Origin of the sequence: Paenibacillus sp. FSL H7-0918, from assembly GCF_038007025.1 — a bacterium.
GTDB classification, from domain to species: domain Bacteria; phylum Bacillota; class Bacilli; order Paenibacillales; family Paenibacillaceae; genus Paenibacillus_AQ; species Paenibacillus_AQ odorifer.
Genome location: NZ_JBBOWJ010000001.1, coordinates 2084176 through 2100698 on the forward strand (window position 1 = coordinate 2084176; position 16523 = coordinate 2100698).

At 44.2% G+C, this 16523-nt stretch carries 11 protein-coding genes, 1 pseudogene and 1 riboswitch; of the genes and pseudogenes, 4 read left to right on the forward strand and 8 right to left on the reverse strand.

The window, feature by feature from the left end:
- The first annotated feature begins 212 nt into the window (after positions 1–212).
- Positions 213–2447: an AraC family transcriptional regulator gene (locus MHI15_RS09420; protein ID WP_076128035.1), complete on the forward strand. Its 2235-nt coding sequence runs from the start codon at positions 213–215 to the stop codon at positions 2445–2447.
- A gap of 86 nt (positions 2448–2533) precedes the next feature.
- Here MHI15_RS09420 and gtfA read toward each other — a convergent pair whose 3' ends face one another.
- Complete coding sequence (gene gtfA / locus MHI15_RS09425; protein ID WP_340033647.1) at positions 2534–3976, reverse strand: sucrose phosphorylase; 1443 nt, start codon at positions 3974–3976, stop codon at positions 2534–2536.
- Positions 3977–4348: 372 nt separating this feature from the next.
- Between gtfA and MHI15_RS09430 the strand changes: the two genes are divergently transcribed.
- Both MHI15_RS09430 and MHI15_RS09435 read left to right on the forward strand, forming a co-directional pair.
- Entirely contained in the window at positions 4349–5341 is a 993-nt protein-coding gene (locus MHI15_RS09430) for a LacI family DNA-binding transcriptional regulator (protein ID WP_076128039.1), read from the forward strand.
- 200 nt (positions 5342–5541) lie between these two features.
- Positions 5542–7365: an exosporium glycoprotein BclB-related protein gene (locus MHI15_RS09435; RefSeq protein WP_341164363.1), complete on the forward strand. Its 1824-nt coding sequence runs from the start codon at positions 5542–5544 to the stop codon at positions 7363–7365.
- Positions 7366–7926: 561 nt separating this feature from the next.
- Here the strand turns inward: MHI15_RS09435 and MHI15_RS09440 are convergent.
- The 4 genes from MHI15_RS09440 to MHI15_RS09455 form a co-directional block, all read right to left on the reverse strand.
- Entirely contained in the window at positions 7927–9039 is a 1113-nt protein-coding gene (locus tag MHI15_RS09440) for a cysteine desulfurase family protein (protein WP_076221014.1), read from the reverse strand.
- 35 nt (positions 9040–9074) lie between these two features.
- The gene (gene mnmH, locus MHI15_RS09445) at positions 9075–10112 is read right to left on the reverse strand and encodes a tRNA 2-selenouridine(34) synthase MnmH (protein ID WP_076280141.1); all 1038 of its coding nucleotides are present in this window, start codon (positions 10110–10112) and stop codon (positions 9075–9077) included.
- Between the two features lie 58 nt (positions 10113–10170).
- On the reverse strand, positions 10171–11232 hold the full coding sequence (selD, locus tag MHI15_RS09450; protein WP_076184790.1) for a selenide, water dikinase SelD: 1062 nt from the start codon (positions 11230–11232) through the stop codon (positions 10171–10173).
- Positions 11233–11824: 592 nt separating this feature from the next.
- On the reverse strand, positions 11825–12634 hold the full coding sequence (locus MHI15_RS09455; RefSeq protein ID WP_076130474.1) for an alpha/beta fold hydrolase: 810 nt from the start codon (positions 12632–12634) through the stop codon (positions 11825–11827).
- A gap of 105 nt (positions 12635–12739) precedes the next feature.
- Positions 12740–12926, reverse strand: a riboswitch (cyclic di-AMP (ydaO/yuaA leader).
- 246 nt (positions 12927–13172) lie between these two features.
- Here MHI15_RS09455 and MHI15_RS09460 point away from each other — a divergent pair.
- Positions 13173–13283, forward strand: a pseudogene (locus MHI15_RS09460) (glyoxalase); the annotation flags it as partial.
- Positions 13284–13360: 77 nt separating this feature from the next.
- Here MHI15_RS09460 and MHI15_RS09465 read toward each other — a convergent pair.
- From MHI15_RS09465 to MHI15_RS09475, 3 genes are all read right to left on the reverse strand, one after another.
- Positions 13361–13534 (reverse strand): hypothetical protein, encoded by a 174-nt coding sequence (locus tag MHI15_RS09465; RefSeq protein WP_169744809.1) that lies wholly within the window; start codon positions 13532–13534, stop codon positions 13361–13363.
- 84 nt (positions 13535–13618) lie between these two features.
- Positions 13619–14413 carry a Nif3-like dinuclear metal center hexameric protein gene (locus MHI15_RS09470; RefSeq protein ID WP_438268981.1) on the reverse strand — a complete coding sequence of 265 codons (795 nt, stop codon included), beginning with the start codon at positions 14411–14413 and terminating at the stop codon, positions 13619–13621.
- A 23-nt stretch (positions 14414–14436) separates the two neighbouring features.
- Entirely contained in the window at positions 14437–16491 is a 2055-nt protein-coding gene (locus MHI15_RS09475; RefSeq protein ID WP_341164364.1) for an alpha-glucuronidase family glycosyl hydrolase, read from the reverse strand.
- Between the last annotated feature and the right edge of the window lie 32 nt (positions 16492–16523).

Genomic DNA, 16523 nt, shown 5'->3' on the forward strand with positions numbered 1-16523 from the left:
AGCTTCGCTAACTCCTTATAATCCTTGTAGAAAAGACTGTTTTGTACACGAATATTTAATTTGTTCACTCCCTTCAGATTGGAAAAATGCAGGATTCTAAGGTTGCTCCACTGTTCTGTTCACTCTTGGGGACTTATAATAAAGGAACTTCATAATATGAATTCATCCAGAGTCTTGTCCGAGTAAGTCATATGATGATCAGGGGGGACGGTATGAAGAATAATGATCTACGGAGAAAAAGACTACTGTATGGCAAGCTGCTCACCACCATAACCCTGTGCATATCGTTAACCCTTCTTATCTCTACTTTTGTTTACTATACGTACTACATCGGCGTCGAGAAGACGCAAACCTTTCGCTCCGATCTAAGGGATCTGACCCAGACTGGCAAAAAAGTGGTCAACATGGCTGAAGTCGCGCAAACGCTTTCATTTCAACTGTATCGAACCAGCACGATTTCTCATCTGTTGTTCTACAACAAGCCCTCTATTTATGAGGTAACCGCGGCGATGTCCGATCTCGGAAACTACTTAAATTCCATGCCTTATATTGAATCCATCTATGTATATAATCCGAATAATGACACGGTTTATATTTCGGCAGCACAGGGCCAGAATGGCGTATTCACCACCCGCGAACTGGTGGACACTGAAATTATTCAGATGCTGAATCATTATCAGGATTACAAAACATTTACGCCGATTCCGCGAACCTATTCCATAGATGAACCTGAGAAAAAAACCATCTCAGTCTATACTTACCTTTGCTATGATGCGATCAATTGGGACCGCTCTATTAACTCTGCGGTTATTGTTAACATATCCGCGGCTTGGATCAATAAAGAACTGGCTAACGGCAATACACCCGGTAGTGGCAGTACCTACATTTTGGATGACCAAGGCCGTTTTCTGTCGGGGAATAAGCTGACATTGGAGAAGCTCTCCGGGGATGAAAACAGTTGGCTGGAGCATCAAGTAAAAGCACGTTCTGCCGGCTATTTTACTGCCCCTTTTAGAGGGAATAAATCACTGGTGTCCTATACTTCGCCCGATTCGCTTGGCTGGCAATATGTGCGCATTACTCCTTATGAGGTAATTACTGAACAGACCAATCATATCCGCAATACTACGCTTCTGATTTCTTTAATTATTTTATTGTTCGGTCTTGTTATTTCTAGGGTACTGTCCAAACGGCTTTATCTGCCGATTGATTCGATCGTAAGCCGAATGAACACCCTTGAGGCAGATAAACGCAACAGTATGTTTACGATCAGGCAGAACTCATTACGCAATCTGGTGCTTGGCATTAAATCTCCTCATAACAGCCGGCAAAATGATGTTCAACAGCTGGGTATTTCTTTTAATTTAAACGAGGGCTACCGGCTAGTATTACTACGCATTGATGAGTACGAAGCTCTGCGAAAGGAACGAGGCTCTTATCTCCTTCCGTACAAGTTTGCCATCATGAATATTGCCTCAGAGATCTGTGGACAGACTTATCAGGTGGAAACTGTAGATATGAATGACGATAGTGTGGTCATGTTGCTTAGCAGCATGACCTCCACTGAGCATCTGGATACCGAGCTGATTGAAGTGCTGCTGCGGCAGATCCGTGTGGCCTGTTGTGATTATTTAAAAATCGGACTGTCGTTAGTGTACAGCCCTATCAGTGATAATCCAGATGTACTAAACCGGCTGTACAGTCAGGCCAGAGAAGCTTCCAAACATAGACTGTTTTATGGTCATGGCAGCCTGATCAATGCTGAGCGAATTAGCGAGCTTCAGAACAATCTTTACTCCTACCCGGCTGACAGCGAAAAAAAGCTGGTCGATGCGCTCACAAGTGGCAGAACAGACGAAGCCCGCAGTCACTTCTCCGAAATGGTACGTGAAATGGAGCAATATCCCTATCATGTGCTGGAACTTACTGTTTCAAGGGTGACGCTAACGATTAAACGAATTGTCGATAACATCAAGAAGCTTAGTCCTACCCCCACCGAAGGGATGATGGTGATGCCTTCGCTTGAACATTATGAAACAATAGAAGAATTTGAGGCAGCTTTTTACCAGCTTTTTGATCATATTCAGGAATTCCAAGCGGATAAGCGCAGCTCCAAGCAAAGCGATCTAATCCGGCAAATTAACCAAACCATTCAGCAATCTTACATGGACCCTTGCTTAAGTCTGAACCAAATTGCCGATGAACTTAATATGTCTCCAATCTATGTCAGCAGACTTTATAAGCAGCAGACCCTAACCACTATTGTGGATGTCATCATGGAGGTACGGATGAAGGAAGTATGCCGCCTGCTTGTAGAGAGTGATTTATCGGTATCGGATATTGCTGAAGTAACTGGCTTCACCAGCAGTTCTTATCTCCACCGGATGTTCAAACGCAACTTCAGCCTTACACCAATAGAATTCAGACGGACCAAAAACAGTTCATAACATGAATCACCTATCCCCCAAAAAGAAAGGTGCTCCAGCAGCCATTACATTGGCCTTTGGAACACCTTTCGATATCAAAGGAAATATTAAAATACCTTCGCAATATTTGCTTCATTCTCACCTGCAAGAATGGTGTATTCTTTGGTCAACAGATTAGCTTCAAGCTTCGCCACACTGTTTTCATTTTTCCAAGTGATGTTCAGCTCATTCTCACTACCTTGTTCAATCTTGATCTCACCATTAAAAGCTGGACAGCTATTTCTGAATTTCAACAATGCGAACAGCTTTTGAACAACAGGACGTTGTACCTCAGCAGCAATTTCATCTTTAGCATAATAATGGCGGTTAATATTGCGTCCTTCTTTTGTGCTTTCGAGCAGCTCAATATCATTCTCGCCAGCGAATAGACCTACATAATAAATCTGTGGAATACCAGGGGCGAAGCACTGAATAGCTCTGGCCAAAAGATATGCCTGATCATCATTGCCAAGTGCAGAATAATAAGTGCAGTTAATTTGATAAATATCCAGATTATTATAAGCGGCGGAGCTATATTTTTTCTTAACATTTGCTCCTTGACTATATAGGCTTTCTCTGGTCATCTCAGCTTCTTCGTCGGTCATCAGATCCTTAACATCCACTACGCCAATGCCGTCATGTGTATCCAGGGTAGTGAATTGTTTTCTCGGACAGATTTCCAGCCAATGCGCAAGCCGATTTACTTTTCCACTGTATAGAGCATGTAATACCAACATTGGCAGGGCGAAATCATAGACATAATAATCCTTGTCTGCAATCTTCAATTGAATGCTGTAATGCTCATGGATTTCCGGAAGAACAGTTACGCCATAAGGCTCCACTACTTCTTTAGACAAATTCAACATTTCCCAAATATCCGGTTCTACGAAAAAGCAGTTGGTACCCATCTTTTTGTTGGCATAGGCAAAAGCGTCCAGCCGGATAATCGATGCTCCTTTATCAGCAAGGAAGGTCAGATTGTCTTTTACAAATTTCTTCGTAGTTTCCGTAGTCACGTCCAGATCGATCTGCTGCTCATCAAACGTACACCAAACCTTTTCCTTCGTCCCATCTTTAAAGGTAACCTCTACGTATGGCGCCCGCGGTTTACGTTTATAAATTAAATCCACATCAACCTCAGTTGGTTCACCGTTAGGCCAGAAATCCTTGTAACGAATAAATAAATCCTTGTACTGCGATGCATCCTTCTTCTCAAGGAAATCTTGAAAGTATGGAGACTGCTGTGAAATGTGATTGATCATGAAATCATACATCATGTAGAACTTCTCGCTCATCTCTTCGATTTCCGCCCAGTCGCCAAAAGCCGAATCAACCTTCGTATAATCCATCGGAGCAAATCCCCGGTCGCCCGAAGAGGGGTAAAACGGCAATAAATGAACCCCACCCACGACTCCTTGCAAGTGTGTATCCAGTACTTCGTTTAGTTCTTTTAAATTGTTTCCCATGCTATCTGCGTAAGTGATAAGCATAGCTTCATTTTTAATCTGCATATTGGCGTTCTCCTTCTATTTCAATTTATACACTCTTGCTTTATAAGGTCTGAGAAATCATCAAACTAATGCAACTTATGAAAGCGTTCTCCTAACGATCTTGTTCCTCCCTAGATGAAGGTTTATTCAAAACCAATTTTATAGATGCGCAAATAATATGTCAAACGTTTTCATATAATTAAATCAATAAAATATGGGTATAATGATTGATTTTTAATATTATATCCATATATTTGTGGTAACGTATAACATACCTATTATAACTATCAAAAACTATCTATGCTTTTACAATTGTTAGTCTCGATTAGTGTCAACAATCCAAGAAAGTTGTAGAATATAGATTAGAGCATTTTATGAAACGGGGATGAGGGTATGGCAAGTATTAAAGATGTTGCCAAGGAGGCGGGCGTTGCTGTAGCTACCGTGTCCAGAGTAATGAACAACCGGGGATATATCAGCAAAGAGACGCGAAAAAAAGTTGAAAAAGCGATGGACGCCTTAGATTATCATCCTAATCAAATCGCCAGAGCCTTACAGAAGAATCAATCCTTTTTTATTGGGATTATTGTTCCAGATTCAAACCACCCTTTCTTTTCCGATCTCATCAAGTATGTTGAAATGAGTGCTAATGAAAAAAACTATAAATTGCTAATATGTAATTCTCTTGACGATCCTGAGAAGGAAGCCAACTATATTAGCATGCTTCGCCAGAATCAAGTAGATGGCATTATCATGTGCAGCCACACTATGAATATTGAAAGCTATAAAAAGGTCCCTTTCCCTATTGTCTCTTTTGACCGTTTTATTTCTTCCAATATCCCTTGTGTGGGATCGGATAATTACCGCGGTGGTGAGCTAGCTACCGAACATTTGATACAGCTGGGCTGTAAACGGCTGCTACATATCTCCGGCCCGCTAGATCTGGATATTCTAGCGAATCGCCGTCGGGATGCTTTTGTCATCACAAGTATGAAACATGGTGTAACTTACGATATTATCGAAGGCGCGCACAACAAGCTTACCTTTGATTATTTTTGGTCCTTTGTCACCGAAAATATCTCTCCGGCCCAACTTCGAGAATATGATGGAGTATTCTGCAGTAATGATATTGTGGCTTATGCTTTATACATTTATGCTGAACAGCAAGGCATTCGAGTGCCCGAGCAACTGAAAATCATCGGTTATGATTACCACAGCTTTACCCGCATGCTTCAGAGTCCTAAATTGACTACCATTATGCAACCTAGTGATCGGATCGGGGTCATGCTGACCAATACTCTCCTGCAAATGATCGAAAGTGCTGACGGAGAGCTAATCAACAACACTACTGTAGACGTAACTCTTATTAAGGGAGAGACTACTTAACGTATCTATTAAAAAGGTAGACTACCGTAATTAGCGGTGGCCTGCCTTTTTTGTATTACTTCATTAATAACGACTTTCAGGAATAACGGCTTTTAGGGCAATTTTTGTAACCACTTCCGCTTCTCAGAATATGCTGATTGGGCAGGTTCCCATTTTTTAAAGGAATGAACAGGAGAAGTTCAAGGAGGAGATATAGAAATATGCCTGATTACAGACCATTTAAAGGCGATGCTATCCTAAACAAGCATGGAAGGATCAGCAGTCCTATTAGAAAGAGGGAGTGTAACGCACTATTAAAAATAGTCACTGATCTCTCTGCAGTGGTGCCCCCCGTACTTACGAATCCCACAACACTTCATATTGCCAATCTCCAAAGAGTGTTAAGAGAACTATTGGAATTCTTGCATACCTCTAAGTTATGCAGCCCTTTTAGAACTGAGCTACTTTCTGTAGTAGAGATAACCATTGTATCGACCGAAGTCAGTCCCTTCTCTGTCGTAAGCGTGGGCACTAATCTTCAACTGTTGTTAGCTGAGTTATTATCTTTTATTCTCGCCACGAAGATTGACTCTAATTGTAAAGATCAGCTGATTATTCAGATCAGACATATTCAAGCTTCTATTACACAAGCAATTGGATTACCTATTAAAGGTGTGACTGGACCTCAAGGGCCACAGGGACCCCAGGGTCCGCAAGGAGCGCAAGGGGTTCCGGGCGCAAAGGGAACCACAGGGGTAGGGCTGCAAGGAATTGTTGCTTTTAATCCTGCACTAAGCCCTACTTATCCAGCAGGTCAAGTAGTAACCTTTAATGGCAGTACCTATATTGCTATTGTTGCTGGACCAACGGGAACACCTGGAAGTTCACCAGACTATTTATTAATTGCTGGTGGCTCCACAGGCCCCCAAGGACCGCAAGGACCACAAGGCCCTCAAGGCCCTCAAGGAACGCCTGGACTTCAAGGACCTCAGGGTCCGCAAGGGGTAGGGCTGCAAGGAATTGTAATCTTTAATCCTGCACAAAGTCCTACTTATCCAGCAGGTCAAGTAGTAACCTTCAATGGCAGCACCTATATTGCTACTGTTTCTGGACCTACTGGAATACCTGGCAGTTCACCAGATTACTTGTTAATCGCTGGTGGTGCGATGGGACCTCAAGGACCACAGGGTGTGCAAGGGATTCAAGGACCAACAGGTGCGCAAGGACCAGCGGGTCCAGGCGTAGGAGCAACTGGAGCGACGGGCTCGACTGGTGCTGCCGGCTTGGCGGGCCCTGCTGGTACAACGGGCGCGACGGGCGACCCGGGCGCGGTCGGCGTTGCCGGAGCTACGGGGGCAACGGGCGTGACGGGTGATCCGGGGGCGGTCGGCGTTGCCGGAGCTACGGGTGCCACAGGGGCGACGGGTGATCCGGGGGCGGTCGGCGTTGCCGGAGCTACGGGTGCCACCGGTGATCCCGGCGCGGTCGGAGCTACTGGCATTACCGGAGTCACTGGTGCAACCGGTAACGGTGCAATTATTCCGCTGGCATCCGGAGGACCTATTATTATGACCACGGTTTTAGGTGGTTTGGTTGGAACCACAAGCCTTGTAGGCTTCGGAAGTTCAGCCACAGGTATTTCGCTTGTTGGCGGTAATATTGATTTGACAGGTACTCTCCTTGGACCGCTTATCAATTTTGCATTCTCAACTCCTCGAGCAGGAGTAATAACTTCCATTGCCGCTTACTTCAGTAATACCATAGCTTTATCGCTGCTTGGTACTACGATAAATGTAACAGCGCAATTGTACCAATCTGCCACACCAAATAACACATTTACTCCTATTCCAGGCGCAACAGTCCCACTTCCACCTATCACCGGTACTATTAATCTTGGAACTTTTGTCAGCGGAATTACGAATGGTATCAATTTTACTGTAACACCACAGACACGTTTGCTTATGGTATTCTCAGCCACCGCTACAGGTCTTACCCTTGTAAATACAGTCACTGGTTATGCAAGTGCTGGCTTTACGATTGTATAATCACTAAAAAAAAGTTAAAAAAAGCATCTGCGATTCCTTTTGAAGGAGGTGGCAGATGCTTTTTTTGTAATATGCGTATTCAACTCTTGATCTTTCGGACTCAGATGCCGCTATTCGTTAATTTATCACTGTTTAGAGAGATTATCGGACCTGAGAGGCGCTATTGGGCAGAAATGGTGCTCAGTAGTGTCTATTTTGTACTAATAACGCCTATGGAGTCCTATAGCAACTCAAAAATAGGAAAATATTGCAAATAAGAGCGCCTGAGTCCGATAGCTACTCCGTTCACTGGGAACCATAGTCCATTCACTGAGATTCATAGCCCGTTTAGTGAGATTCGTACTCCGTTCACTGAGAGCCATAGCCCGTTTAGTGAGATTCGTACTCCGTTTACTGGGAGCCATAGTCCATTCACTGGGAGTCATAGTCCGTTCACTGGGAACCATAGTCCGTTCACTGGGAACCATAGTCCATTTAGTGAGATTCGTATAGTCCGTTCACTAGAATTCACACTTTGCCACTGTTTGCAAAAACGAACCTCACAACTAATACGATTTCAGCTTATAACAAATACACCTTCAGCTTATCGATGACCTCATCGATTTCCGCTGTAGTCGTATATCGTCCCACACTAAAACGAACCGCTCCCCGTCCAATATTCTCCGACACATGCATAGCCTTTAAAACAGGCGAAATCAACGTTTCACCGGAATGGCACGCCGAGCCAGTTGAAGCCGCCACAGCTTCCAGGGAATCGATAATTTCATGACCCACTGCTCCAAGAAAACTAACGTTAAGGGTGTTAGGCAAGCGCTTGTGTTTATGACCATTCAAATGAATTTTTTCGCCAAAAGACTCCTGCAGTCTTCCATAGAAATACTCCGTAACTTGCTTAACTCTTTTTCTAGAATCAGAGTCAGCAGCAAGCTCACAGGCTTTTCCTAAGCCAATAATGTAGGGTGTATTTTCTGTCCCCGCTCTTCGCCCCTGTTCATGGCCCGCACCGTGTATCAAAGGCTCAATGTGAATGCCGTCCCGAATGTACAATGCTCCAATGCCTTTGGGCGCATATAATTTATGGCCTGCAAGCGTTAGAAAATCCACTCCCAAATCCGCTACATCGAGGTCTACTTTTCCCGCAGATTGTGAAGCATCTGTATGAATAAGAATGCCCCGTTGGTGGCAGACCTCAGCTATTTCCTTGATCGGCTGGATCGTACCCGTTTCGTTATTAGAGTGCATGATGGAGACCAGAATGGTTTGGTCCGTGAGCTGCTTTTTCACATCGTCAACCTGCACCATTCCATACGAGTCAACAGGTACATAAGTCAGGTTGTAGCCCATCTGCTCCAGGTACTGACAAGGTTTAATTACCGCTGGATGCTCAATAGCAGACAGGATAATGTGATTACCTTTATGGCGATACGTTTGGGCTACTCCTTTAATGACAGTATTATTAGACTCACTACCCCCACTGGTAAAAAGCACCTCACCCGGCGCACAATTCAGGAAATCAGCCACCTGTGTTCTTGCCTGCTCTATTCCGAGTTTAGCTTCCCGCCCCAAAGAATGACTGCTTGAAGGATTCCCAAAATGACCGTAAAGATAAGGGATCATAACCTCTGCTACTTCCTTATCTACTGGTGTTGTAGCGTTGTAATCTAAATAGATCATATTAAGTAAAGCCCCCTTTAACCATAACGCGAAACTTATACTTCTTGATGTTTTAAAAAAGAACGCACAGCAGTCTCAGCTTCATCCAGATTATTCACTTTAAAAGTAACTCTCTCAATGCCTTCATACTGAGTGGACGTATAATCGTATCTAGGGTCGTAGTAATACTCTAGCAGCAGCGCCACAGCTTCGCCGAACAAATCTGCCTGCAAGCATCGCTCGATTTCTGCCGCAATAGGGATATGAATTCGGGATTTAATACTCCAAAATGCAGAAATACATTGTTCCTTGTATTCTTCTGGCCGATAATCCTCAAGGATTTGCTCCACTCTGGCATGCAAAGGCATCTCAATCCAGATCTGCGTTCCGCTCTCTTTTTGCTCGGCCATAAATGGGGGCATTACTACCTTACCAATCTTTTTGCTCTCTGCTTCAAATAGTACATAAGGAGAATCCCCGATCTTAATTAACTCCTCTAAAAGAAGACTATCGAACGTTTTTTGATTGTTCGCACGAAGGCCAATCTCACCAAAAATAGAACCACGATGACCTGCCATCCCTTCCAAATCCAGAACGGGGTAGCCTTGCGCTTTCAGGCGGTGTAACAGATTGGTTTTACCTGTGCCTGTATTTCCGTGAATCACATAAGACTTCGCCTTACATTCATAGGACTCCAATTCGTCGAGCACCCATTTACGATAAGCCTTATAGCCGCCTATCAGCCGGTAAGCATGAATATCCATTAAAGAGAGTACGGTCGCAGTTGTACGGCTGCGCATACCTCCCCTCCAGCAGAATACTGCTTTGTCTCCTTGAATCGCTGCAAATTCTTTGACAAAAGAAGGCAGTTTTGCCGCAGCAATCTCCAAACCACGTTCTTTCGCGGCCTGCACACTTGTCTGTTTATACAACGTCCCTACTTCAGCCCGTTCCTGATCATCAAAAAAGGGAATATTCAAACTATCCGGCAGCGTTGCATCTTTATATTCAGAAGGAGATCTAACATCAATAATGGTGATCTGCTTCTTGTTTTTTAACACTCTAAGTTCTTCCAGTGTAATGTCCTGAAACAATATGCTCTCTCCTCTGGTGGCTAACCTTCATAATTTGCTCTAAGCTGATATACAACAGTTATTCCACAGCAGCTATAACTGTAATCTGACCCGGATGCTCTTCCGTTACCTCTCCGATCAATGCCGCTTCTACCCCTGCATCTACTAACTCTTTTAGCAAATCTTCGCTTTGTTCAGGGGCCACAGAGATCAGCAGTCCGCCAGAAGTCACAGCGTCACATAGAATATAGCGGCTTAGTTGGTCCATCTCTTCCGGATAAAGAATGCTGCCTTCCAGATGGGCAAAGTTATTCTTAGTGCCTCCTGGAACAAATCCCTGTTCCGCAAGCTCTCTTACTCTTGGCAGCATCGGTACATCGCCTTGACGAATGATCAGGCCCGTGCCGCTCCCTTTAGCCATTTCCGAGGCATGTCCCAGTAGCCCAAATCCGGTAACATCTGTACAAGCATGTACATCATAAGGCTCCATGATTTCAGCCGCTTTTTTATTCAAAGTAGACATTACTGTCGTAAGGCGTGTGGTTTCTTCAGGAGATAGCTGATCCTTTTTAATGGAAGTTGTTAAGATCCCCACACCGATAGGCTTCGTTAGAATCAGCTTGTCTCCCACCTTGGCGCCCGCATTCGTTCTTACTTTGTCAGGATGCACAAGGCCCGTAACGGCCAATCCGAATTTGGGCTCTTTATCGTCGATGGAATGTCCGCCCACAAGAGTAGCTCCTGCTTCCTGTACTTTATCCGCTGCACCGCGCAAAATGTCACCGAGAATGCTTTTATCTAAAACAGAAATAGGAAAGGCCACAATATTAAGCACCGTAAGCGGCTTTCCACCCATCGCATAAATATCGCTTAATGCATTGGCTGCTGCAATTTGACCAAATGAATAGGGATCATCCACGATCGGCGTGAAAAAATCAACAGTTTGCACTAACGCTAATTCATCACTTAAACGATACACCCCTGCATCATCACTAGTATCAAGACCTACTAGTAGATCCGGGTTAGGAACAGTTGGTGGCAGACTACGAATAACCTGCATGAGATCGGCGGGACCGATTTTGCAGCCGCAGCCCCCTTTTGAAGATAATGAAGTCAGTTTTATAGTTTCAGCTTGAGACATCATGACTCAGCTCCTTTAGTATGAATTATCTTAATCTTACACGAGTAGATCGCATTGTACAAAATGCAAGAGTAGCAGATGCGTTGCTTACTACGCCTCCTTCTATAACTATTTAGAGTCTATTGTTCTTTCCCACGTCTGGTGAGCTATATTTGGTGCTGTGGTAGGGTAGGGACATTAAGTGGCGTTCTAGGTACAATATGCTTGTAAATGTTCAACATCCATCGGTTAGTAAAATAACCAAAGGCTGGCTCATTCGTAGATTTCACTACGGATGAGCCAGCCTTTAGTTAGATATCCATTATATTAGGGAAATTCTCCCTAATGTTCATCGATAATCGCTTTAAAATGAGGTTTTTAGGGAATTCCTCCCTAAAAATTCATGCAAATACCCATTTATGGCTAAAAACATCCTATTATTAGGGAGGATTTCCCTAATCTACGTTCTAGGAGCCATAATCTCCTTCATTTTAGGGAGAATTCCCCTAAAGTTCTTCCCAGAAAGACGACCCATAGCCAGCTCATTCCGCCCTGGCTATGGGACGCCTATTTTCTCACTTAAACGCTTCGCTTGTGAAGGTCTCCCTATAGATCAGCTAATCTGCTGACTGCCCTGCTGCTTCTCTAAGAAACGCTGAAGAATCGCATTGAATTGCTCCGGCTGGCACAGATTACTTGGATCTAATGCGTTCGGAATAATCGCCAACTGCGCCTGCGGCAGCTGAGACACCATTTCCTTCATACAATTCACTCCAAATTCATTAAAGTCCCCCACAATACATAATGCAGGACGTTTAAAAGCCTTTAAACATCTGGTGTAATCAACATGGCTCGTAGCCAGCCTTTGCCGATATAACTCCCGGGGGCGTTTGTCCAGCAGTCCTCTTCTAATCTCATTGTAGGCCAGACTCCAGCGCTCTCGGTACATCATCCGAATCGAAGGCAACACCAGCTCGCTTGGGAGATAATACATTAGTAAACTGCAATATGCTGCCATAGTTTGTATTTTCCCTACTATTGTTGATCCGTGAGTCCTACAAAAGCTATCCGCGACCACAATGGCTTTTACACGCTCAGGATATTGTTTGGCAATATGCTGAACGACTAAGCCACCATAGGCGATTCCTACAAAAACTGCTTCACGGATACCTAGGTCATTCAACAGCATAATCAGATCCAGACATTGCGTCTCAATAATCTCATGTGGGGCCTCCAGCAGTTTACCAGACTTGCCATTCCCCCGTAAATCGCACAAAATCACTTTATATTTATCGGAAAAATACTCCAGCTGTGGTTTGAACATACTGTGTGTTAATCCATGTCCATGGATAAACACAACCGGAGTGCCAGTTCCATTGATTTCATAATAGAGCGAAGTTCCGTTCAGTTTAGCGATAGGCAAAGGTAACACCTCTTTCATAATAAATTCTACGACTATATCTGCTTAAAAACGCAGCAAAAAACCACAGAGGGATTCTCTGTGGCTATTCATCACTAAACACGCCATTCATCCTCTCTCCATACGCTTACGAGGTTAGCTGTCGGATTCGGGCAGTGAGAGTTGCCCTACCTGCAGGGATGCATATTATGCACCCGGAACAGGATTCACCCCATAACCAGTGCCGACTCTCACATCGGCTGCCAGTTGTTGGTTCCCCCGCTTTCCAGAAACGGAAATTAAGCGGATTGCTTATGTAATTGTAAATTTAAGATAATTCTCAGTTCTGAGATGAATCATACTCTTGTAAGGTTTTCTTGTAAAGGAGGGCTCTGGTCAAAATAATGTTGAAAGCAATGCTTTTCATTTCATATTAAGCATACTCTTCATTTTCTCTTTCTTTTGCTCTTGTTTACTCGTTTTCTTTAGAAAAACTGCTCTGAAGCAAGCGAAAAAGGGGGTGATTCACCAGTACTTTCCTATTTAATAAGAAACGACAATCTTCAATACCAATATTGGGCCAGTTTCTGTACCTTGGGGTGTTCGTCGTTTCTATGTCCCCGATCCGTTTGGCAAGCTTGTTAATATTATTTCACATGAACAGCACGAATGATTTCATAAAAAAGAAAAAAGCTAAGCAGAATCAGAGATCTCCCCCTGTCCACTTAGCTTCCTTTTACAATACTATGGCTACAAAAGATCGGCGTTTTTCAATGCATGCTCCCAGCTTGGAAAAAAGAACAGCGCACTTCTCATAAGCTCTGGGTCGCTTTGCTTTACTTGTTTTTTACTGATCGAGCTTCCGTCGCTTTGCAGCTTTTTGATCCGACTTAATACTTCATCAGCCTCCAAAGGAATTTCCATTGAAACACTCCTTTCTCAGTGACCTGTTTCCCTTCATTTTCTCCATAATATGTTTATTTATTCCGTACTCTTAATTTCCCCAGATTAAACCATCTGATAGATGGGTTGTTCAGCAATGAACCGGGTAGGAAGCATGGGATATTTGTCTGCTAAGATTTCAGCTAAATATTTCATCCCCGGTGCTTCACTCTCCGCATGACCTAACATGATGAGCGCTTTAGATCTGCCTTGGTGCCCTGCATCCCGCACATATTCCGGAGTCTCCCACTCTGGTCCCTCTCCAGCGATAATTAAATCAAGATTGTGATCATTAAAAAGCGGAATAGCCATCATCCCGCCTCCCCTGTAACCTATTAATATCCCTACGCGTTTGCAGGACAGAGACAGGTCACCAGCAGCGCGTACATAAGAGATGCCTAGCTTACTTTTAATATACTGAGCAGCTTCCATTACAGTCATAGCAGGAATAGTGAGAATCGTAGCAGCCGCTTGCTGCTCTTCCACATAGTCTGACCAATCCAGCTCTCGCAGCAAACCCATCATAATCCCATCCGGCTCTTGCCGATGCCAATAATCATGATAACGAAAAATAGCTATTGGGGAATGTTCGATCAGACTTTTTTTCGCATGATAAACCGGATCACCTTCTAACCACTCGCTCGCTGCATGATGGCTATAAAATACACCTTCATGCGTGATCAGCAAATTGGCTCCTAACGCTATTGCTTGCTCCACAATATTTTGTGTGGCAGAGAAGGCCGTAATAATCCCTGTGACTTCAGTTTCCGGTTCCCCTGGGTTCAGAATATCCACAGTCCCTTCTATCTGTTCCACAGTTCCCATTAAATCTTTCAAAATCGCTCTAATCGTGAGGCTCACTCCATCATCCCTCGGTTCAAAATCTAATAAATCTTTCTGCCTTTAAGATCCTCAATTCCGCTCTTACGGTAAAAATACGTATTGATCCGATCTCTCCATTCCTGCGCATGCTCTGCTTGCTCTTCAAGACGTTGCTTCACTTGCACATACAATCCACTATCCATGCTGCCTTCAAGTGATTCCCATGTTGCTAGAAGCTGTGCAGCCTGCTCTGCCCCTTCGAAATGAGTATCGTAGATATGTTGTATAACCGTTTGCCCCGATTGCAGAACATGCGTGTATGGAACATGATGGAAGAACAGCAGCAGCTCTTCTGGACAAGACGCTAGATTCTCATAATTTGATGCATTAAGACCCATATACTGTCCGCTATACCCCGTTCCCGATTTGACTGAACGATCCACACCAATGCCCTTATGATCCGCATAATGGTACGTTCCCCACTTGGCGTATTCATATCCATCCACATTCGGCCCATAATGATGATCCGGATTAACCATCCAGCCCACACCTAATGGAGCTGTGTAAGATTCGTAAATCCTCCATGAGTCCATTAACATCCCGCGAATAGCAGCCACTAGACCTTCATCAGTGCCAAAGGTAAGGCGAATCCATTCCTCAGCTATTTCTTTTGCCGTCAGCTCCGGATTCCAAATTAATCTCCCATATCCATACAGATTGGCTTGAGCTAACCCATGCCCCGTCCAGTTCATGTCATCCCCAACATTAGTTACAGCAGCCACACCATTATATTTATTTCCCCACACCGATCCGTCCACAATATGTTTCACAAGCGTAGTTTGCCCTTTGGCATAAGTATTGAAATCAAGGACTTCTTTCCACTCTGGAACGAGATAACAGAGATGCCGCTGCTGCCCCGTATATTCTTGAGCAATCTGAAACTCCATCAGATGATTGGTATGTTCCAGTGCGCCAAACAGCGGAGATACCGGTTCTCTGACTTGAAAATCCATCGGTCCATTCTTGATTTGCAGCACTACATTATCATTAAATCGGCCATCCAATGGTTTGAAATGATCATACGCTGCTCTGGCCCGATCTGTCTTACGGTCACGCCAATCCTGCTTGCAGTTATATACGAAACAACGCCAAATCACGATTCCGCCAAACGGCTCCAGTGCTTCTCCCAGCATATTAGCGCCATCGGCATGGTCACGCCCGTAAGTGAATGGCCCTGGTCGATTTTCTGAATCCGCTTTGACCACAAACCCGCCAAAATCAGGGATCACTCGATAAACCTCACCCGCCTTATCTTTCCACCATTGCCGCACCGCTGGGTCCAGTGGATCAGCTGTCTCCAATGCTCCGATCTGTATCGGACTGGCGAAGTTAGCACTGAGGAATAGCTTAATTCCGTATACGCGGAATATTCCTGCAATTAACGCGATATCAGGCAAATATTGCTCCGTTATAAATAGAGATTCAAGCTCATGAACATTCACATTGTTAATCGAAATCGCGTTGATCCCCACAGAGGACATCAATCTGGCATAATCACGCAGCCGCTTTGTATCGTTAAGAAATTGATTGGACTCGTAAAAAAAGGACCGTCCAGCATAGCCACGTTCAATACTGCCATCAAAATTATCCCAGTGATTAATCATTCGCAGGCCGTTCACCGGATTCATAGACAAATTCAGAGCGTCTATCTCGCTTTCTGTTCCTATCAGCCGTAACAGATGGAATACGCCATACAATATTCCAACAGGCGTTGAAGCACCGACAGCGATACATTGCTCAGTAGCATTTGTACGTATAAGGAAACCTTCAGGACCCAGTGAATCGGTTCGTTCTCCTGCGAATACTCTACTAATTAATGGATTCCCCCCTTGGAAGGTTCCTATAACGATACACGGTCCTTCAGGTTTCGCTGTGAGCAGTGGCGCTTTGCCCAGCATAGAGGTCATCCCCTGTATGAATTCCGCGGCTGCCGCCTGAATCGTCTCGTTGTCCTCCGTTACTACCAACTCAACACACCAATCTATATATTGATTGTATAGAGATCCTGATTTCAGCTGACCATAATTGAGCCAAGCCTCATAAGCGGTATTTGTCATGTTTATTCCTCCCGTATAAATAACCCGCCCTG

Coding starts and splice junctions, on each gene's coding strand:
- MHI15_RS09435 (WP_341164363.1), top strand. CDS start 5,542: ATGCCTGATTACAGACCATTTAAAGGCGATGCTATCCTAAACAAGCAT.
- MHI15_RS09440 (WP_076221014.1), bottom strand. CDS start 9,039: ATGATCTATTTAGATTACAACGCTACAACACCAGTAGATAAGGAAGTA.
- selD (WP_076184790.1), bottom strand. CDS start 11,232: ATGTCTCAAGCTGAAACTATAAAACTGACTTCATTATCTTCAAAAGGG.
- MHI15_RS09430 (WP_076128039.1), top strand. CDS start 4,349: ATGGCAAGTATTAAAGATGTTGCCAAGGAGGCGGGCGTTGCTGTAGCT.
- gtfA (WP_340033647.1), bottom strand. CDS start 3,976: ATGCAGATTAAAAATGAAGCTATGCTTATCACTTACGCAGATAGCATG.
- MHI15_RS09465 (WP_169744809.1), bottom strand. CDS start 13,534: ATGGAAATTCCTTTGGAGGCTGATGAAGTATTAAGTCGGATCAAAAAG.
- MHI15_RS09420 (WP_076128035.1), top strand. CDS start 213: ATGAAGAATAATGATCTACGGAGAAAAAGACTACTGTATGGCAAGCTG.
- MHI15_RS09475 (WP_341164364.1), bottom strand. CDS start 16,491: ATGACAAATACCGCTTATGAGGCTTGGCTCAATTATGGTCAGCTGAAA.